General features: G+C 67.0%; 12 protein-coding genes, 2 tRNA genes and 4 pseudogenes. 11 read left to right on the forward strand and 7 right to left on the reverse strand.

What is annotated here, in order from left to right:
* Nucleotides 1-276: 276 nt before the first annotated feature.
* A tRNA-Lys gene (locus tag ACIP93_RS04470) sits at nucleotides 277-350 on the forward strand.
* A 256-nt stretch (nucleotides 351-606) separates the two neighbouring features.
* Here the strand turns inward: ACIP93_RS04470 and ACIP93_RS04475 are convergent.
* Nucleotides 607-1,026: pseudogene (locus ACIP93_RS04475) on the reverse strand (hypothetical protein); the annotation flags it as partial.
* Here ACIP93_RS04475 and ACIP93_RS04480 point away from each other — a divergent pair.
* The 6 genes and pseudogenes from ACIP93_RS04480 to ACIP93_RS04505 all read left to right on the forward strand — a co-directional run bounded on the left by ACIP93_RS04480 (nucleotide 1,016) and on the right by ACIP93_RS04505 (nucleotide 2,892).
* Nucleotides 1,016-1,327 (forward strand): transposase, encoded by a 312-nt coding sequence (locus tag ACIP93_RS04480; RefSeq protein WP_401755524.1) that lies wholly within the window; start codon nucleotides 1,016-1,018, stop codon nucleotides 1,325-1,327. The pseudogene ACIP93_RS04475 and the gene ACIP93_RS04480 sit on opposite strands and share 11 nt — an antisense overlap.
* A 120-nt stretch (nucleotides 1,328-1,447) precedes the next feature.
* Nucleotides 1,448-1,609 (forward strand): annotated as a pseudogene (locus tag ACIP93_RS04485) (IS3 family transposase); the annotation flags it as partial.
* A 21-nt stretch (nucleotides 1,610-1,630) separates the two neighbouring features.
* On the forward strand, nucleotides 1,631-1,852 hold the full coding sequence (locus ACIP93_RS04490) for a DDE-type integrase/transposase/recombinase (protein WP_401755679.1): 222 nt from the start codon (nucleotides 1,631-1,633) through the stop codon (nucleotides 1,850-1,852).
* Nucleotides 1,837-2,187, forward strand: a complete 351-nt coding sequence (locus ACIP93_RS04495; RefSeq protein WP_401755527.1) for a transposase — start codon at nucleotides 1,837-1,839, stop codon at nucleotides 2,185-2,187. The genes ACIP93_RS04490 and ACIP93_RS04495 overlap by 16 nt, the downstream gene beginning before the upstream one ends.
* Before the next feature lie 11 nt (nucleotides 2,188-2,198).
* Nucleotides 2,199-2,465, forward strand: a pseudogene (locus tag ACIP93_RS04500) (creatininase family protein); the annotation flags it as partial.
* A 43-nt stretch (nucleotides 2,466-2,508) separates the two neighbouring features.
* Nucleotides 2,509-2,892: a creatininase family protein gene (locus ACIP93_RS04505; protein ID WP_401755530.1), complete on the forward strand. Its 384-nt coding sequence runs from the start codon at nucleotides 2,509-2,511 to the stop codon at nucleotides 2,890-2,892.
* An 89-nt stretch (nucleotides 2,893-2,981) separates the two neighbouring features.
* Here ACIP93_RS04505 and ACIP93_RS04510 read toward each other — a convergent pair whose 3' ends face one another.
* Both ACIP93_RS04510 and ACIP93_RS04515 read right to left on the reverse strand, forming a co-directional pair.
* Nucleotides 2,982-3,704 (reverse strand): very short patch repair endonuclease, encoded by a 723-nt coding sequence (locus tag ACIP93_RS04510; RefSeq protein ID WP_401755533.1) that lies wholly within the window; start codon nucleotides 3,702-3,704, stop codon nucleotides 2,982-2,984.
* 74 nt (nucleotides 3,705-3,778) lie between these two features.
* Nucleotides 3,779-5,098 carry a DNA cytosine methyltransferase gene (locus tag ACIP93_RS04515; RefSeq protein WP_401755536.1) on the reverse strand — a complete coding sequence of 440 codons (1,320 nt, stop codon included), beginning with the start codon at nucleotides 5,096-5,098 and terminating at the stop codon, nucleotides 3,779-3,781.
* A gap of 83 nt (nucleotides 5,099-5,181) precedes the next feature.
* Here ACIP93_RS04515 and ACIP93_RS04520 point away from each other — a divergent pair, with 83 nt between their 5' ends.
* Nucleotides 5,182-6,102 carry a GIY-YIG nuclease family protein gene (locus ACIP93_RS04520; protein ID WP_401755539.1) on the forward strand — a complete coding sequence of 307 codons (921 nt, stop codon included), beginning with the start codon at nucleotides 5,182-5,184 and terminating at the stop codon, nucleotides 6,100-6,102.
* A gap of 206 nt (nucleotides 6,103-6,308) precedes the next feature.
* Here ACIP93_RS04520 and ACIP93_RS04525 read toward each other — a convergent pair whose 3' ends face one another.
* Nucleotides 6,309-6,875, reverse strand: a complete 567-nt coding sequence (locus ACIP93_RS04525; RefSeq protein ID WP_401755542.1) for a phospholipase D-like domain-containing protein — start codon at nucleotides 6,873-6,875, stop codon at nucleotides 6,309-6,311.
* Nucleotides 6,876-6,878: 3 nt separating this feature from the next.
* Here ACIP93_RS04525 and ACIP93_RS04530 point away from each other — a divergent pair, with 3 nt between their 5' ends.
* Nucleotides 6,879-7,082, forward strand: coding sequence for a hypothetical protein (locus tag ACIP93_RS04530; RefSeq protein ID WP_401755545.1), 204 nt, complete (start codon nucleotides 6,879-6,881; stop codon nucleotides 7,080-7,082).
* Between the two features lie 20 nt (nucleotides 7,083-7,102).
* Here the strand turns inward: ACIP93_RS04530 and ACIP93_RS04535 are convergent, their stop codons facing one another.
* Together ACIP93_RS04535 and ACIP93_RS04540 are read right to left on the reverse strand one after the other, a co-directional pair.
* On the reverse strand, nucleotides 7,103-8,971 hold the full coding sequence (locus ACIP93_RS04535) for a hypothetical protein (RefSeq protein WP_401755548.1): 1,869 nt from the start codon (nucleotides 8,969-8,971) through the stop codon (nucleotides 7,103-7,105).
* A 62-nt stretch (nucleotides 8,972-9,033) separates the two neighbouring features.
* On the reverse strand, nucleotides 9,034-12,528 hold the full coding sequence (locus ACIP93_RS04540) for a helicase-related protein (RefSeq protein ID WP_401755550.1): 3,495 nt from the start codon (nucleotides 12,526-12,528) through the stop codon (nucleotides 9,034-9,036).
* A 486-nt stretch (nucleotides 12,529-13,014) separates the two neighbouring features.
* Here ACIP93_RS04540 and ACIP93_RS04545 point away from each other — a divergent pair.
* Nucleotides 13,015-13,154: pseudogene (locus ACIP93_RS04545) on the forward strand (IS5/IS1182 family transposase); the annotation flags it as partial.
* 290 nt (nucleotides 13,155-13,444) lie between these two features.
* On the opposite strand, the gene ACIP93_RS04550 reads toward ACIP93_RS04545, so the two are convergent.
* Nucleotides 13,445-15,208 (reverse strand): protein kinase, encoded by a 1,764-nt coding sequence (locus ACIP93_RS04550; protein WP_401755670.1) that lies wholly within the window; start codon nucleotides 15,206-15,208, stop codon nucleotides 13,445-13,447.
* Between the two features lie 220 nt (nucleotides 15,209-15,428).
* Between ACIP93_RS04550 and ACIP93_RS04555 the strand changes: the two genes are divergently transcribed.
* Nucleotides 15,429-15,502 (forward strand) — tRNA-Met (locus ACIP93_RS04555).
* Nucleotides 15,503-15,728: the final 226 nt, after the last annotated feature.

A 15,728-nucleotide genomic window follows, 5' to 3' on the forward strand; every position in this document is an offset into this window, starting at 1 on the left:
TCGGCGGTGGCGGCAGCCGTCGCCCTGGGCGCGGCCGCGGGGCTGGTGCCGGTGCTGGGCGGCACGGCGGCGGCGGACCCGGCCGGTGCGGGGCTGGGAGGGCTACCGGTCGGTGTGCTGATCCGGGCGTGGTCGCGGGCCCGGATCCGGGCGTGGTTCCCGGCTCTGATCCGGGCGCGGTTCCGGGCTCTGATCCGGGCGTGGTCCTGGTCCGGTTCCGGGCTCGGGAACAACGCCGTGGGAGCAGCGGGATCGTGCGGTTATGCTGGGGCGCGCGGGCCGCTAGCTCAATTGGTCAGAGCAGCAGACTTTTAATCTGTTGGTTGTGGGTTCGAGTCCCACGCGGCCTACCGCGTGCCGGTCAGTGGATGTACCGCTTGACCTGCGCTTAAGTGCCCCATTCGGCTTCTTCGGGTGGGGCACTTTGATGTGTTCGGGGGCGTCGGAGACCCGATGTGAGCCCGAGGTGAGCCCGGCGGTACGGGCGGCCTGACGCGGAACCAGCTTCACGGCTGCCTCGGCGGCCTTCCGGGCGACCTCGGGCAGGACGCTCGTGTACGTGTCCGAGGTGATGGTGATCGAGGAGTGGCCGAGCACCTCCTGGACGACTTTCATCTCGGCGCCGACCGCGAGGGCTAGGGTCGCCGCGCCGTGGCGCAGGTCGTGCAGCCGGATCGGCGGCAGTCCTGCCTCGGCAGCCAGCCGCCGGAACTGGTCGGTCACCCATGCCGGGTGGAGCCACTCGCCGTTCTCCTGCGTGAACACGCGACCGGTCTCGACGTACGCCTCACCCCACGTGAGGCGCTCCTCGAGCTGCCGCTTACGGTGCTTTGTGAGCACCCTCACAGTCTCGGAGTCGAGGGCCACCACACGCTCGCCGCTATCCGTCTTGGGCGCGGACTCCTCGACCTTCCATCCACGCTGTACGAGCTGCGTGGCGACCGTGAGCTGGGCTTGATCCGGTTTGACGGACATTTGAGATCTGGGGTTCAGCCCCGGAAGGATGATGTCCATCATGGAGAGCATGGGGAAGAAGAAGCCTCGTCGCCCTCGTCGTTCGTTCACGCCGGATTTCAAGGCCGAGATCGTCGGTCTGTACCGGCGAGGTGACCGTTCGGTCGGGCAGGTCGCCGGAGACTTCGAACTGACCGAGACCGCGGTGCGGGACTGGGTGAAGCAGGCCGAGGTCGACGCGGGCGAACGCAGCGGGCTGACCAGCAGTGAGCGCGAGGAACGGGCCGCGTTGCGGCGGGAGAACCGCAGGTTGCTTGAGGACGTCGACGTCCTCAAGCGGGCCACAGCTTTCTTCGCGAAGGAGACCCGGTGACGGTGCACCCGTTCATCGAGGCGGAGAAGTGCGCAGGTCACAGCGTCAAACGGGCGTGTGAGCTGATGCAGGTCTCCCGGACCGCCTTCTCTGCCCATCGCTCTGGCCTGCCCGGTCCTCGTGCAGTGCGGGCTGACTGAGCAGATCACCGAGGTGCATGCGAAATCACGCGGAACCTACGGGGCTCCACGCGTGCATGCCGTGCTCAAGCGCGAGGGCGCCGGGTGCGGCCGCCGCCGTGTCGCACGACTGATGCGGGCTGCCGGACTGCAGGGCCGACACCGCAGACGACGTCATGTGACCATGGTCGCCGATCCCCGGGCCGCCTTCCGTCCCGACCTCGTCGTCCGGGACTTCCCACCCGACCGCACCGGGCTCGATGCCCGCTGGTGCGGCGACATCACGTACGTCCCGACCGAGGAGGGCCGACTCTATCCGGCCACGGTCATCGACATCGCCTCCCGGCGCGTGGTCGGCTGGGCACCGCCGATCACCTGCGGACCGAGCTGGTGCCCGAGGCCCTGACAGCCGCCTGTCGGCAGCGTCGCCCCACCCACCCCGTGATCTTCCATTCGGACTGCGGCTGCCAGTGCACCAGTCAGCGATTCGCCTCCCTGGCAGTTGAGTTCGGCGTCCGGCTTTCGGCCGGCCGCACCGGTCAGTGCTGGGACAACGCGCTCGCCGAGTCGTTCTTCTCGACCATCGAACGCGAACTGCTCGGCACCTCCGCCTGGCCCAGCCGGGCCACCGCCCGCACCGCGATCTTCGATTTCATCGAAGGCTGGTACAACTTGCACCGACTACACAGCAGCCTCGGCTACCTCAGCCCTGCCGAATACGAGACCGCACTCGCAGCCTGACCACCACACCAATGGTGTCCGTCAAAGCGGAACAAGTTCAGGTTCGCTACCTACCGCTCACCACGGACACGGCGATCGCCTGCATCATCGGCCAGGAGATCGCCGACGCCTACTCCGTGCACTTGCTCCCGCCGATCACCATGTCATGCGGTCACGAGCACGCGGCGTTCCCAGGCACCGTCAGTATCAGCGCCAAGACTCTGTTCGCCGTGGTCGACGACATCCAGGTCTCCCTCGCATGGTCTGGCATAACCAAGCTGGTGATCGTGAACGGACACGGGGGGAACTACGTCCTGTCGAATATCGCTCAGGAGGCCAACGTTGACGGCCCCGCTGTGTCTCTCTTCCCGCTCGGATCGGACTGGGACCGCGCGGGACTACGGAGAACTGACCTCGGACCGGCACGGCGATATGCATGCCAGCGAGATCGAGACTTCCATCCTCCTTCACGCCGCCCCAGAGCTGGTGCGGGAGGGCTACACCGACGCGGACCACGATGGCGGCGCCCGGCCCTTCCCCCTCGTGCAGGGGATGAGCGCCTACACGGAGTCGGGAGTGATCGGCTATCCGTCCTACGCGACTGAGAGCAAGGGCAAGGCCGTGCTCGAAAGCCTGAGGATCAGCTTCGCCGCACACCTCGGCCTGCTGGGTGAGACTGCTGAAGCCTCCGGAATCGCTGAAAGCGAAGGGCAGGCCAAGGTGTGACTCCGAACCGGGCCACGTCCGGTACTGGGCGCACCCCTTGCTGCTCCACCGCCAGGCCGGTTGAGGCGCGGCAGAGCATGTCCGTGCGGTTACTCTCGGCCGGTGGTGCTTGACGTGCTGACCTGCCTCGACCGCAGCGCCTGCACCACTTCTTCAGCGGCTTGTTCCGGATCTTCGTGTTCCCACACCCGAATGACGAGCCAACCTGCTTTACGCAGTGCCTCGTTGGTCTCGACATCGCGGGCTCGATTCCCGTCGATCTTCTCCTGCCAGAACTCCGCCCCCTTCTTGGCGGGACGATGGTGTTCGGGGCAGCCGTGCCAGTAGCACCCATCGACGAAGACAGCGACGCGCGCCTTGGGAAAGACCACATCGGCTGTGCGGCGAAGATCCGGGATGGGCCTCACTCCCACTCGGTACCGCAGGCCCTGGCTGTGGAGCGCGGACCGCAACAGCCGCTCGGGCTTCGTGTCTCGTCCCTTGTTTGCGGACATGACTGCTCGCGAGGCTGGGGACGAGGCCCATGAGCTGGCGGGCACCTGCTCGTCGGTGACGAACTCCTGCGCGCGGGCGGATGCCCAGGCTCGTTCCAGGTTCGCTGCTCGCGTCGCCGCGTCCACCTCACCGACGTATCGCTCGTGCGTGGTCCCGTGGTCGGACCAGCGAAGGTAGGCCCGGATGCGGCGGGTGCTGCGGTAGAGACGGAGCGCAATGGATGCCCGAGCGTATCGGCCTTGGCCGAGGTCGACCGCGCGCCGGTGAAGTCCACCGGCCGCACGATCTTGTTCGGCCGAGCGGGCCACCCTGGTCATGCTGGCTCTCGGCTTCCATGCTCGGTCGGGTGGCAGACGATCGCTCCACCCCTTTTGACCGTTCGTGGGGTCGGTCATTTGCGTCCCTCGGCGGCATCGAGCGCGGCGGCTACTGCCTGGGCGAAGACCTCGCCGAGCTTGACGGGTACGGCGTTGCCCAGTTGTCGCATCTTCTCCCCGCGGGGGCCGGCGAGGGCCCAGTCGTCGGGGAAGGTCATAACCCGGGCGGTCTCCCGAACGGTCATGTACCGGTACCCGCTACCGTCGAACGCGATGTCGTCCAACTGCATGACGGACTCGCCCCCTGGGACGCCATGTACGCCGGCCTTTACGGTCTTGGCGGGCCGGTCCAGCAAGTTCGGCGTGTGCCCTGGGTAGGTTCGGGCTCCGGGCCACCCCACATGGTCCGCCACCGTGCCGACCTGTTCCTTGTTAGTGACGTGTTCCAGCAGAAGGGGAGGCAGCGGCTTGCCCTTGTTCTCGTAGATGCCGGCGATGGCATCGCGCAGCGTGTGCCATGCCTTCAAGGTCTGGCCGTCATCTATAGGCAAGGACTGCTGGGGCAGGTTGTCCATGAAGCGGTCTCGGACCTCGTCGGACACCCCGTGCCGCTTCCAGTACGAACCGTTGTACATCGACTGGAGCAAGGCAGCCTCGGAGTGCGTCGGAGTGGGCTTGTGCTTCTCCCAGTCGACATTGAGGTCAGCTCGGAACGCCACGATGATGACTCGCTGCCGGATCTGAGGAACGCCGTAATCAGCCGCATTGACTGGCATCGGGGTGAGGATGTACCGCTCCGCTGGATCGGTCCGATCCTCGGCAAGGGTCTTCTGTAGGACCTCGTCATGCTCTTCCCAAGTCGCCCCGTCAGCACGCTGAACGAACGGCAATTGCATCTCGCGCAAGATGTAGTCGAAGTACGGCTTGAACGAAGGGCGCAGCAGACCTCGCACGTTCTCGCAGATGACCGCTTTGGGTCGCATCTGCCGGATGGCCCTGAACATCTCGGGGAACATGTTCCGGTCGTCTTCCGTGCCCTTATGCGCGCCGCCGAGGCTGAACGGCTGGCAGGGAGGGCCGCCCGCAAGGACGTCGACCTCCGCGTCTTTGAGGAACTCGAACGACGTGATGGAACGAACGTCGCCCTTGATGAGGGGCCAGCCGGCCGCCCGCTTCCCTGGGCGCGCCTTACCTGGCTTGGGGATGCTCGTGTCGTCCTTGTCTCGGACCTCGGCGCCGTTGTTCTCAAGCGTCTCGCATGCCCGCGTGGCGTACTCGTTCACGAGCAAGGGGCGGAATCCCGCACGGTGTACGGCCATCGCGAGCCCCCCGCCGCCCGCGAACAGCTCTACGGACGTCCTGACCTTGTCACTCGTTTTCCCCAGCTCAGACATGGGCAAAGCATACCGCGGAGTTGTTGATCACTACAGTCCATTCATGTACTTGTGCCACCTGGCCGCCAGAATCACCGGTTAGAGTGACGGTGATCACGCGCCACGGGGAGGTTGTTGCAGGCATGGCCGCATCGTTCAGTAATCAGTTCCGCCTGAGCATTACCAAGGCGCTGGGGGACCAGCTCGCAGAGGAACTGGCCAAGCTGACGCCCGCCCCTCTCACGCAGGTCAACCTTGATGAGCTGGACCGCCGAGCTGTCGTCGAGAACCTCAGCAGCAGATCCGGGGTCTATCAGCTCTACCGGCAGACGGAGGCGGACGCTGAGCCCAAGCTGGTGTACGTGGGTAAAGCGGAAAAGCCCCTGCCTCAGCGCCTCGGGAACCACCTCAAGAAGATTTCGGGACGAACGGGTATCTCGCTCGACGAGATGACGTTCAAGTGCCTCTTCGTCGCCGAAGACTTCACTGCTGTCGCTCCCGAGAAATTGCTGATAAAGCAGTACAAGAAGGACGGGCACATCCCGTGGAACACGAACGGGTTCGGCAACAAGGACCCAGGTCGTAACCGCGACCGTACGGTTCTCAAGAAGAACCATTTCGACGTACTGTTCGGGATCGACCTGGAGCGAAAGGTGGAGGGGCTCGTCCCTGGCGAGCAAACTCTCGAAATACTTCTCGCACAGATCAAGAACTTGGTGCCGTACAACTTCCGCTACGAAGAGTCGGTCATCTACCAGGACGTAGCTGTCTCAGTACCCGATGGCCCGATGACCGCCGATCAGGCCTTTCGGCTGGTGGCCACTTGCCTTCCGGAGGGATGGCAGGTCGCCGCACTCATGGGATACGTGATCATGTACCGCGATTCCCAGGCCGACTATGCGAGTGCCTGGCGTTACTACCGCGGACTCGATGTCCACGACGCTCAGCCTAAACTTAAGCCCGCTGGAAAGATCAAAGAGGAGCCGGTCGGCAGCGACGCGGACGACAGCGACGCGGACGGTTAATTTCAGCCTGGTAAGTCGGAAGGGCTTGCTTCGCCCGTTGGCGTCCGTGGCGGCCTCGTGCTGTGTCGGGTGGTAATGCCGAGCGCGCATGCTCTCATCAGTTGCCACCTCCACAGGCGCTTTATTGCTCATAATGGTCGTCGCATCACCAGTTACCCCCTCATTTTCCCTTCCGTACCTCAGTGAGGAAAAATTCAGTAGGCACACTACGAGCGCCGCGCGAGCTCGTTCGCCACAACGTGGAGCCAACGGGAGAGAGCCTTTACTCGACTGCCCCGCAGGAGCATGCCCGCTTCAGCGTGAGCACGGGTTCCGCCGGGGGTGAGATTCGCAGAACCGATGTACGCAAGTTGGTCGTCGGCCAAGACGACTTTGAAGTGGATACCCAACCCGCTCTCGTCCCATGAGCACACCCTCAGCCCGCCCGCCGCACTGACCGCACCCCGTAAAACTTCCACCGCTGCCACGTTGGCATTGGAGCGGTCGGGCGCGGACCGACCCAGCGCCCTCGTGATCACTGTGCCGGTCCCGCCAGCCTCGGTGAGGGTGCTGAGGGCTGGCGCCACCGTGGCCGCGAAGGAGGGGTGTAGGTAGGGTGCGGCGATTACCAGGTGCGATTGCGCGCTCTCGGCGACATGGCGAATCGTCCGGCCCGTGTCGAGTGGCAGCCCAGGACCTCCGTTGTCACGCGACATCTCGTTCAAGGACTCGGTAAGGAAGGCCGGGACAGTGAGCACGAGCTCCCATCCTTCTTCGAGTGACATCGCAACCATGGCGTGAGCCTGAGCGAGAAGGAGAGGTGCGGCCTGCGTGCTTTCTCCGACTTCGTCCACGACACCAGCGTGGACGAGAGCGTACGACACGAGCCGTCGATCGACTACGGCGTCCTGGATGAGCGCGGCTATCTCGGGGCCGGTGCCGGCGGCGGCCGCGATGTTGGTCGCGGCCGCCGCGGTTTCCGCAGGGGCTGGTGCCTGTAGGAGCAGGGAGACTAGGGGTCTCAGCGGCTCCAGTACCCGCGCCACTGTCGTTCGCCTTCTCTTCCTGGATGTGAGCTTTGGCTGGCGCCGGGCAGGAGGGGGGGAAGCGTGCCGAACAGCAAGTTCCGGTCCAGAACGGTGTTGAACCTCGCGCAGGCGACCTCGGAGATGTGTAGGCACGCGGCACACGCTCCGCCGAAGTCGCGTCGGCAAGGCGGATCGAACACGCAGCGGGTCTCCGCGTCTAGTTCACACAGCGCATCTTCCAAGTCGAATCGGTAGACGTGTTCGAGCCCGCCGAGTGTGAAGTTGCTGCGGGTGTTGGCGTAGACGAGGAAAGCGCAATTGGAGGGGAAGAGATATTCCCCGAGGGAGTCGACGTTGAGCCCGCACCGGGTGGCGAGGGCCTTCATCATGCGGTGTGCCATGGAGTGGACGAGGCCGAGGAGGGCCTTCGTGATGTCGTTGTCAGGTGCGTTGAAGGCGTCGAGGACTGGATCGCTGAGCTGGAAGATCCATCGCTGGGCCTCTTCCTGGGTTTCGAGGCCGGGGTCCTCGATGACGCCGGAGCCGACGAGCCATCGCACCACGGCGAGCTTGTCCAATTCGAACAGTAGGCCCTCGGTCTCGGTTCGCACTCCGTACATGGGGAACTTACTGTCGCGTCCCGCCGGGAAGAAGCGGAACCGCTGCCTGGTCTGGGTCCCGCGGCGGGTGGTGGCCACCGCATTGCTGCTGATCCTCGTGTAGCCCGCCACTATGTACGCGATGGGCAGTTCTCGCAGCAGGGTGACGTCTGAGAATCCGTAGCGCGAGATCAGCTTCGGGTATTGCTGGTAGTAGGCCTCCAGTTGCGTGCCCGCGTCACCATCGAGCAGATTTTGGACGGTCAGGGGCTTTGCGTCCCAGGCGAGGCCAAGCTGCCGGCATTCTTCGCCGAAGACCTCGATCGTCTCGGGATCGCGGCCCAAGGCGTCGACCCGCGTGTCCCAGGCTGGTGTGTCGCCTTCCCGCTCCTTGGCCTTCGCGATGAGTTGGCGGTACAGCACGTCCTCCGGCTTGAGGCCGAGTGCCTCCGCCGTCTCGCGAGCCTGCTCTATAGCGCCGCCCGCAATGCTGGCGCCTCCGGCACGGCGGAGCCCCTCGGCTCCCTTGGGCAGGGCGCCCAGGCTTTGAGCCACTGCTGCCGCGTACACACCCTCATAGGCGAGCGCGCCGTAGTCGCCTCGGGTGGGCGGGTTGATGACAGTGATCTGCTGTGGGTAGTAGGCGGCGGTTTGGGGCACCCGCATGACTTGCGGACGGCCGTCGCGACAGGTGGCGCACCATCTGACAACGGGATCGTCAGAGCGCCGCTGGCAGCGGTCGCAGGTCCAGTACCAGCGGGAGGTGTTCAGGTCGCGGGTGTTGTTGAGTCGCATCGCGGCACGACAGCCGGAGCCGCATCGAGGCGGCGCGAGCTCGCTCAGGTGCCCGCACTCGTGGACCTCGCACCAGGAGAACTGCTCCATCCGCCCGTGGCTGGATGTGGAGCAGGTGGGCAAACTGTCACTGTTGCGGATGAGCCGGAAGGCGCCACACGCGCGGCAGAGGAAGGTGTTGGGGAAGCGGGCGGCTCGGAGGTCCTCCGCCTTGACCAGACTGAACTGACGTCGTTCGATCGCGGTGAGCTCGGTGCCAGATCGGGAACCGTTGTTCGACGCGCTCTCGAAGGGCAGGAGCAACCGGCGAAGCTGTGGGGCGACCCAGCCCTCGGGAACATCAAGGGGGGTCACCTGGCGGGGCGGCTCGCCGAGGACGGAGCCCTTTGAGGACCAGTTGTAGGGCTGGCCCGGCATATAGCGCCACAGCGCCTGGATGTTGCTGCGGTTGAGTTGTTCGAAGACCATGCAGAATCTCTCCGGATACGGGAGCGGGACGGCGGGGCACGAGGCGCGGGACGCGCGTGCGACTACAACTCGCCGTAGATGGTCAAGGGCTCCTCGATATCGCGGAGGGATCGCGGCACAGACGGGTGCAGCAGGTCGGGGAGGCGCTTGCCGGCTTCCGCTCGAAACGGAAGCGTGGCCAGCTGATCATCGACCCAGACGTCGATGGCCTCACGGTGCATCCGGTGGTAGACACTCGTGTCGTCGATGCCAAATCCGTGACGAAGCAGGGAAACGAGCAGCGCGCGGTCCAACACTCCATCCCGCACGGCGTCGCGGAAGGCGGTGGAGTCGGCGAGAGAGCGGCGCCGGCGGCCCCCTGTGATCCACTCGCGGTCGAGGACCTGCAGGAACCACGCCATCAATCCGCCCGGCAGGACCCGTTTGAGGACGGGCACCGATTCCCGGTTCACGGGCACCTTATGGACCAAGCGGTCCAGGTAGCGGATCCACTCCGGGTAGTAGCGGAAGACGCTCGCGTCGCGGTCTCGGCTGGGGTTGATCACGTTCACCACCAGCCCGGGAAAGCGACGTCCTACGCGGGCGGACGCCTGGATGATCTCAGATGCCTGGGTCGGTGTTCCCATGACAGCCATGACGCCAAGGCGGGCGACGTCGAATCCGTGCCCGATGGCCTTGGTGGCGGCGATCAGCCTGACCCGCTCCGATTTGTGGGCCGGAGGATTCCGCAGGCGGGCGACGGCTGAGCGGATGACGTCAGGGCTGGTGTCGCCGTTGATGATCGCCAGGTTGTCTTCGCTTTCCAGCAGCTCCCGTACAGCGGGGTCCCGGACGAAGCTGGTCAGGTCCTCGTTGCGCAGGCAGTAGGTGACCAGGACCTCGAAGAGATCCTCACCCGCGCGTCGCGCCTCCTCGACGATCTCCGCATCGATCGCGTCGAGGCCCGCTTCCGCGACGACGCTCTTGGGGTCGTCGCACAGGTCACGCACCCATTTATCGTGAACCACCGCGACCTCTCGGGTGGCGGTCACCATGGTGCTCGCCCGGGAGCGTACGCCGAGGTACCGGCGCAGGGGGTCGCCCTTACGGGTAGTCGACCAGAACGTCTCCCCCGCCTCCCGGCCATTGACGGGGAAGCGCCGGGCCTCGCGGTCGTAGAGGTGCCGCACCTGGTTCTGGTAACCCTCGATGGTCGCGGTGGCGCCGACGATCTGGAAGGGATCGTTCTTGAGGTGCTCGCTGATCTTCTGCAGTAGCGACTCGTACATGCCGTCCAGCGCGCCGAGACTCTCGTCGAGCAGGTGCAGTTCGTCGGCGATCTCAAGCCGCACATGTCCGAAGCCCTTAGGCACCGGGCGCCGGTCTTCCTTGCATCCGAAGACGGGGCACCAGGTGGGGCTGGCGGAGTAGCCGTGCTTGGGGCACAGGGAGTGCGGGCGGCCGAGCAGGATCTGGAAGGCCTGGTTCTGGCCGAGTTGCGCGAGCTTGTCGACCGTTCCGACGAGTACGGATGGTGCCCGGCGATAGATGTCGTCGTCCACACCCCAGATAGGGAGCACGCCGGCCAGGTCGCAGGCGGAGTTCTGGCAGATGTGGCGCATGGTGTGGGTCGGGTCGTCCCATTTGACGGTGAGGCCCTGTCCACAAAGCGGGCAGTTGTCCAAGACCCTGCACGCTTCGGCGGTTGCGGGGTCGGTGGGGTCCGGTCCGTTGTAGTAGTTGCTGCCGTCAGGCTTTCGGAGCCGGTTCGGGGTGTTGCCGCCGCCGACGAAGTACCCGATTCCGAAGGCCGCCGTATGGGCGATGCGGGGATCCTGTCGCCGCAGGACCTCCGCGTTCATGACCATCTTCGCGAATCGCTCGGTCTGCTGGAGGGCCAGCAGGCGCAGGGGGAAGCGTGCCCATACCTGAGTGCCTCGGGTGACGCCGGTGTACCGGCCGTAGAAGAGTGTGGCGAGCATGAGGCCGAGATAGGCCTCGGACTTACCGCCGCCCGTCTGGAACCAGACGATGTTAACCGCAGAGTGTCGCTTGGGGTCGACCATGCCGGGCAGGCATCCAACGATCCAGGCGACCTGGAACGGGTGCCAACTGACGTAGTCGTCCGCGGCGGCCTGGACCACCTTGTTCGCCGCCACGAAGGCATCGCGCACGTTCGGGTCCGTGTGCAGAAGATCCAAGCCGGCGCGCACCCATGCCGCCTCCGCGCGCGCGGCCGTCGCGTCCTTCTCGGCCTCCGCGCGCGCCTTGTCGTTCCATCCGCGTTCCGCGTGAAGTTCGTTCAGGGCCGTTGTCCCCCACTTGTCGTCCACCCAGACGTCCAAAAGGTCTACGAGTGTGGAGACGGTGCCGACCGGGTCGGCGATCAAGGAGGTGAAGGAAGTGTCGATCGGGACCTGTCGGCCGGCGGCATCGGAGGATTCTCTTCGGGGATACCCGCGCCAAGTCGGTTCCGTGGCGGCGAACTCGGTCCGGAGGGTGGTGTGTCCGTCGTCTTCCTTGTGTGAGACGGGCGAGGCGTGTCCGAACGCGGGCACAGACCGCTCATACCGATGTGACTGCGCGACCTGCTCCAGCTCGTACGGCTCGACGGGCACATCGAGCGTCGCCGTCAGGACGACCTGGTACAGGCGGGTGTCGAGGTACGCCTCCTCATAGGGGCGAACGCCATCGATCAACTGGTCCTGGGGCGCTGGCGTGGTGTTCACCACCGCGATGAAGACCTCGAAGAGGCCGTCGACCGGCGTGATCTCGATCTCGACGGCGGCACGATGTTCGGGCGGCAGCACATGCGTCGCCGGGACCAGGTTGCGGACGCCGTACGCGGCCCACGTCTGCTCATCGGCCAAGTCATGTTCGAGCGGCAGGGAGCCGTTCGCTGGGGCGCCTAGGCGATGACGGAAGAGCTGGTGGTCGTGGCGGGACGCGGCGGAGCGGAGTGCCGCAGCGATCTCGGCCTCCCCGACACGCATCGACACAGCCCCTGCGGGAGGCAGGTGGACGGGGATCCGCACAGGATCCATCGAGGCCTTCGTCCAGATCTGCGCGAGAGGGTACTTCGTCCTCCCGCCGTTTCCTGAGGCCGGCGTACGAGTCTGAGGTGAGCCGCCAGCCGTGGGCCAGGTAGAAGGCCGAATGGTCGCACCCGCCCGAGCCGCCCCGCCGCGCGCGTCGGAAAGAGGCGCGTCGCGTGGGGTGATCGCGGTGTCGCGCTGCTCTTCCGCGGTCGGATGGAGTGCCAGGAACGTCGACGCCCCGACCTCGATCGTGAGGGCTTCCGGCAGCGTTCGGACGCGGAAGGAGAAACCTTGGGCGGGTGGCGTGATCTGAAGCCCGCGGAAGCCGGCGTTGGTCTCGTTGACCAACTTCGCCTCGCTGGCGAGCATGCCAAGCCACAAGTGCTTCTGCGGCTGGTCAAGCAGTCGAGTCCCAGCGGGAATGAACGTACCGGCGGCTCGACTGACGATGCGACGTGAGAGGCAGGCCAGAAGAGCGTCATATCTCTGGGCGGGGGTTTCGGCCATCGCGATGGCACGGCCATGATGAAACACGGACATGGCGAAGCTCCTGTGTCAAGGGACGTGGGCAGGAAGCCATGGGCACGTCCGGGAGACCCCTCGCGTGACCTGCATGTGGTGTGAGATAGGAGAGCTACGTGCGTACTGCGCTTCTGGCCGCATAGCGTAGCAAGGGCGAAAGCGGCCGCGCACGCTGATCAACCCAACTCCATTTTTGCGGTGAGGATTTGACGAAACGACAGGCCTGTTTCGCATGGGGTCGTCAAGCGTCGCCCCCTCTGAGTACCGCGACGATGAGAACGGTGCGACTCGTTCCGCACATACCTAGTTCGCGGTGACGGTCTTGGGCAGTTCCGAGATGTGAAGCTCCAGACTGACGACGATCGCCCAGCTCCCGGGCAGACGCCCTCTTCTACGTGATCGACGGGGACGCTCGTGTGGTCAGCTGCCTACTGCCGGGCAACCGCAGCGACTGTCGAAGAGGGCTGACCATCTGGAAGCGGGAAGCGCAATCACTTCCGGTAACAGGTCCGAGCCCCCGTTGAGCAGGTCCTCGTTGGCGTGAAGACCTGGAAGGTCGTCTGGACTGCCGCCTGAGGGGCGATGGTGTTCACCACGTCTTGCTCGACATCGCCCGACCGCACTACCTCGTTCTAGGTGCCTAACAAGCGGTCCGCCACCTGGGCAGGTCAGAGGGCATGCGATGCGGGAGCATTGCGGGAGCGGACGCCCTTAGACGGGGTGCTCGCGGACTCCCTGATGCTGTCCGAGCTGGACGGGACATAGCCCCTGACCTGCGCGGGAGTCCGCGAGCTGGATCATGACTCACCCAGTTGGACGAATGCCTTTCGACTTTTAATCTGTTGGTTGTGGGTTCGAGTCCCACGCGGCCTACCGCCCCCGGCCCGACCGGCCTCCCAGCCGGTCGGGCCGTTCTGCGTTCCCCCGCGCGGCGTCAGGACGCGCAGCGGTTGAGTTCGCCGCTGTCCAGTGTGGACTTGTCGGCGATCAGCCAGCCCTCGGTCTTCGTGCCGGAGATGCGGCCGTAGATCCACTTGTTGGCGTACGCGTTGCTGACGTAGCAGTGGTAGTAGATCTTGGTGCCGGACTTGACCGCCGTCACGTACGAGCACTCCGCGTACGGCCCGGTGTAGAGGTGCGTGGTCTTGGCGGCGCGGCCGTAGCCGTCGCTGCGGTTGGAGTGGGCCCAGCCGGTGCACGCCTTCGACACCGGGGTGGGCTCGCGCGGCGGCGCGGCGGCGCTGGACCTCGCCGGGGGCGGCGGGGCGGTGGCCCTGTCGCCGGTGGCGGGCGGGGTGGCTCCGCCCTGCTTCGTCGCGGCGCTCGACGGGCTCCTGCCGGGCGCGCGGGAGGGCGCGCCGTCCGGGGCGGCGGTCGGCAGGGTTCCGGCCGGGGGCGGGGCGTCGGGGAGGGTCCCGGGCTCGGGGGCCCCGGCGTCGGCGGGGGAGCTCGCCGCGGGCGGGGCCGCGGACGGGCCGCCGGCCCTGTCGCCGCCGCCGACCAGGGCGAAGACGGTGCCGCCGCCGATGAGGACGGTCGCGGCGGCCACCGCGACGACCGTGCGGGTGCGGTGGCGGGCGGTGTTCCCGTCGGGGGCGCCTGTGGTGTCCCCGACGGTGGTGCCGTCGGCTGCCGAGGGGGCCGGGGCAAGCGTGTACGGGGGATGGCTGCCGGACGCGAAACCCGGCGGCGGAGTGCCGTACGCGCCGGGCCGCGGGGTGGCGGGGACACGACCCTGCGGCGGGAGCGCGGGGCCGAAGCCGGGGGGCGGCGTGGGGGGCGATATCGCGCCCGGCGTCGGGGCCGGGGTCGGGAGCGGGGCCGGGGCCGAGGTCGATGCCGGTGCTGGTGCTGGGTCCTGGGCCGATGCCGGTGCTGGAGCCGAGGCCGATGCCTGGGCCGGTGCCGGTGGCGGGGCCAGGTCCGTGCCGCTGCCGCCCGCCACCGCCTCCAGCAGTTCGCGGGCCCGCGCCGCGTCCGGCCGGCGCAGCGGGTCCTTTTCCATCAGCGCCCGCAGCACCGGGGTGAGCGGCCCGGCCCGGGTCGGCTCGGGCAGCGGATCGCCGACGATCGCCGACAGCGTGGACCACACCGACGTACGGCGGAACGGCGAGGCGCCCTCCACGGCCGTGTAGAGCGTCATGCCGAGCGCCCAGATGTCCGACGCGGTGCCCGGCACCTGCCCCTGCGCGCGTTCCGGCGCGAGGTAGTCGAGGGAGCCGACGAGCTGGCCGCTCCGGGTCAGCCGGGACAGCGCCTCGTCGCCGGTGGTCTCCAGGCTGGCGATGCCGAAGTCCGTGAGGACGACCCGGCCGCCGCGCTCCAGCAGGACGTTCCCCGGCTTGACGTCCCGGTGCAGCACCCCGGCGCGGTGCGCCGCGTCGAGCGCGTCCATCAGCCGGGCGCCGATCGCGGCGGCCTCGCGCGGGTCGAGCGTGCCGCGCTCAGCCAGCACGTCGTCCAGGGAGGGCCCGTCGACCAGCTCCATGACGATGACCGGCTGCCCCGCCTCCTCGACCACGTCGTGCACGGTGACGACACCGCTGTGGCGGATGCGGGCGGCGGCCTGCGCCTCCCGCCGCATCCGGACCCGCAGTTCGGCCAGTTCCGCCGCGGAGGCGTCGGTGTACGACCGCAGGACCTTGACGGCGACCTCGCGGTTCAGCAGTTGGTCCACGGCCCGGGCGACCACCCCCATGCCGCCGCGTCCGACGATCTCGGTCACGCGGTAACGACCGCCCAGCACCCTGCCCGTCAGCTCCGCACCGTTCGCCCCCGACACCTGTCACATCCCGTTCGTCGCGCTGTTCGATTCGGTCACGTGCGGGCACCAGGGTAGAGGCAGGGCCGCGAGCGGGTGCGGCGCGGCAAGGTGGTCGCGAGGGGTGCCGGGGATGGCGTAGGCTGGTGTCTACCGACGCGGGGTGGAGCAGCTCGGTAGCTCGCTGGGCTCATAACCCAGAGGTCGCAGGTTCAAATCCTGTCCCCGCTACTCAGTGGTCCGAAGGCCCGGAGTCCGTCAAGGATTCCGGGCCTTCGGCATGTCCGCGCGGTGCCGCGTCCGTCACCCGTACGGCGGACGCCGATTCGCCGTACGGCGCGGCTCCGGCCAGCCTGGGTGGGGAGCGGTACCGTCCGCACCCGGTGCGGACCTGGGCAGGAGAGCTGACGGTGGCGGGGTACGGGCGCGACGGACGTGGGGGCGACGCCGGCGGCGG

Origin of the sequence: Streptomyces sp. NPDC088745, assembly GCF_044751045.1 — a bacterium.
Taxonomy (GTDB): Bacteria; Actinomycetota; Actinomycetes; order Streptomycetales; family Streptomycetaceae; genus Streptomyces; species Streptomyces cremeus.

What these genes read in the sequence shown, in the direction of transcription:
- ACIP93_RS04550 (WP_401755670.1), bottom strand. Translation starts at nt 15,208, where the DNA reads ATGGGGGTGGTCGCCCGGGCCGTGGACCAACTGCTGAACCGCGAGGTC.
- ACIP93_RS04490 (WP_401755679.1), top strand. Translation starts at nt 1,631, where the DNA reads ATGGTCGCCGATCCCCGGGCCGCCTTCCGTCCCGACCTCGTCGTCCGG.
- ACIP93_RS04540 (WP_401755550.1), bottom strand. Translation starts at nt 12,528, where the DNA reads ATGTCCGTGTTTCATCATGGCCGTGCCATCGCGATGGCCGAAACCCCC.
- ACIP93_RS04515 (WP_401755536.1), bottom strand. Translation starts at nt 5,098, where the DNA reads ATGTCTGAGCTGGGGAAAACGAGTGACAAGGTCAGGACGTCCGTAGAG.
- ACIP93_RS04510 (WP_401755533.1), bottom strand. Translation starts at nt 3,704, where the DNA reads ATGACCAGGGTGGCCCGCTCGGCCGAACAAGATCGTGCGGCCGGTGGA.
- ACIP93_RS04525 (WP_401755542.1), bottom strand. Translation starts at nt 6,875, where the DNA reads ATGGTTGCGATGTCACTCGAAGAAGGATGGGAGCTCGTGCTCACTGTC.
- ACIP93_RS04480 (WP_401755524.1), top strand. Translation starts at nt 1,016, where the DNA reads ATGGAGAGCATGGGGAAGAAGAAGCCTCGTCGCCCTCGTCGTTCGTTC.
- ACIP93_RS04535 (WP_401755548.1), bottom strand. Translation starts at nt 8,971, where the DNA reads ATGGTCTTCGAACAACTCAACCGCAGCAACATCCAGGCGCTGTGGCGC.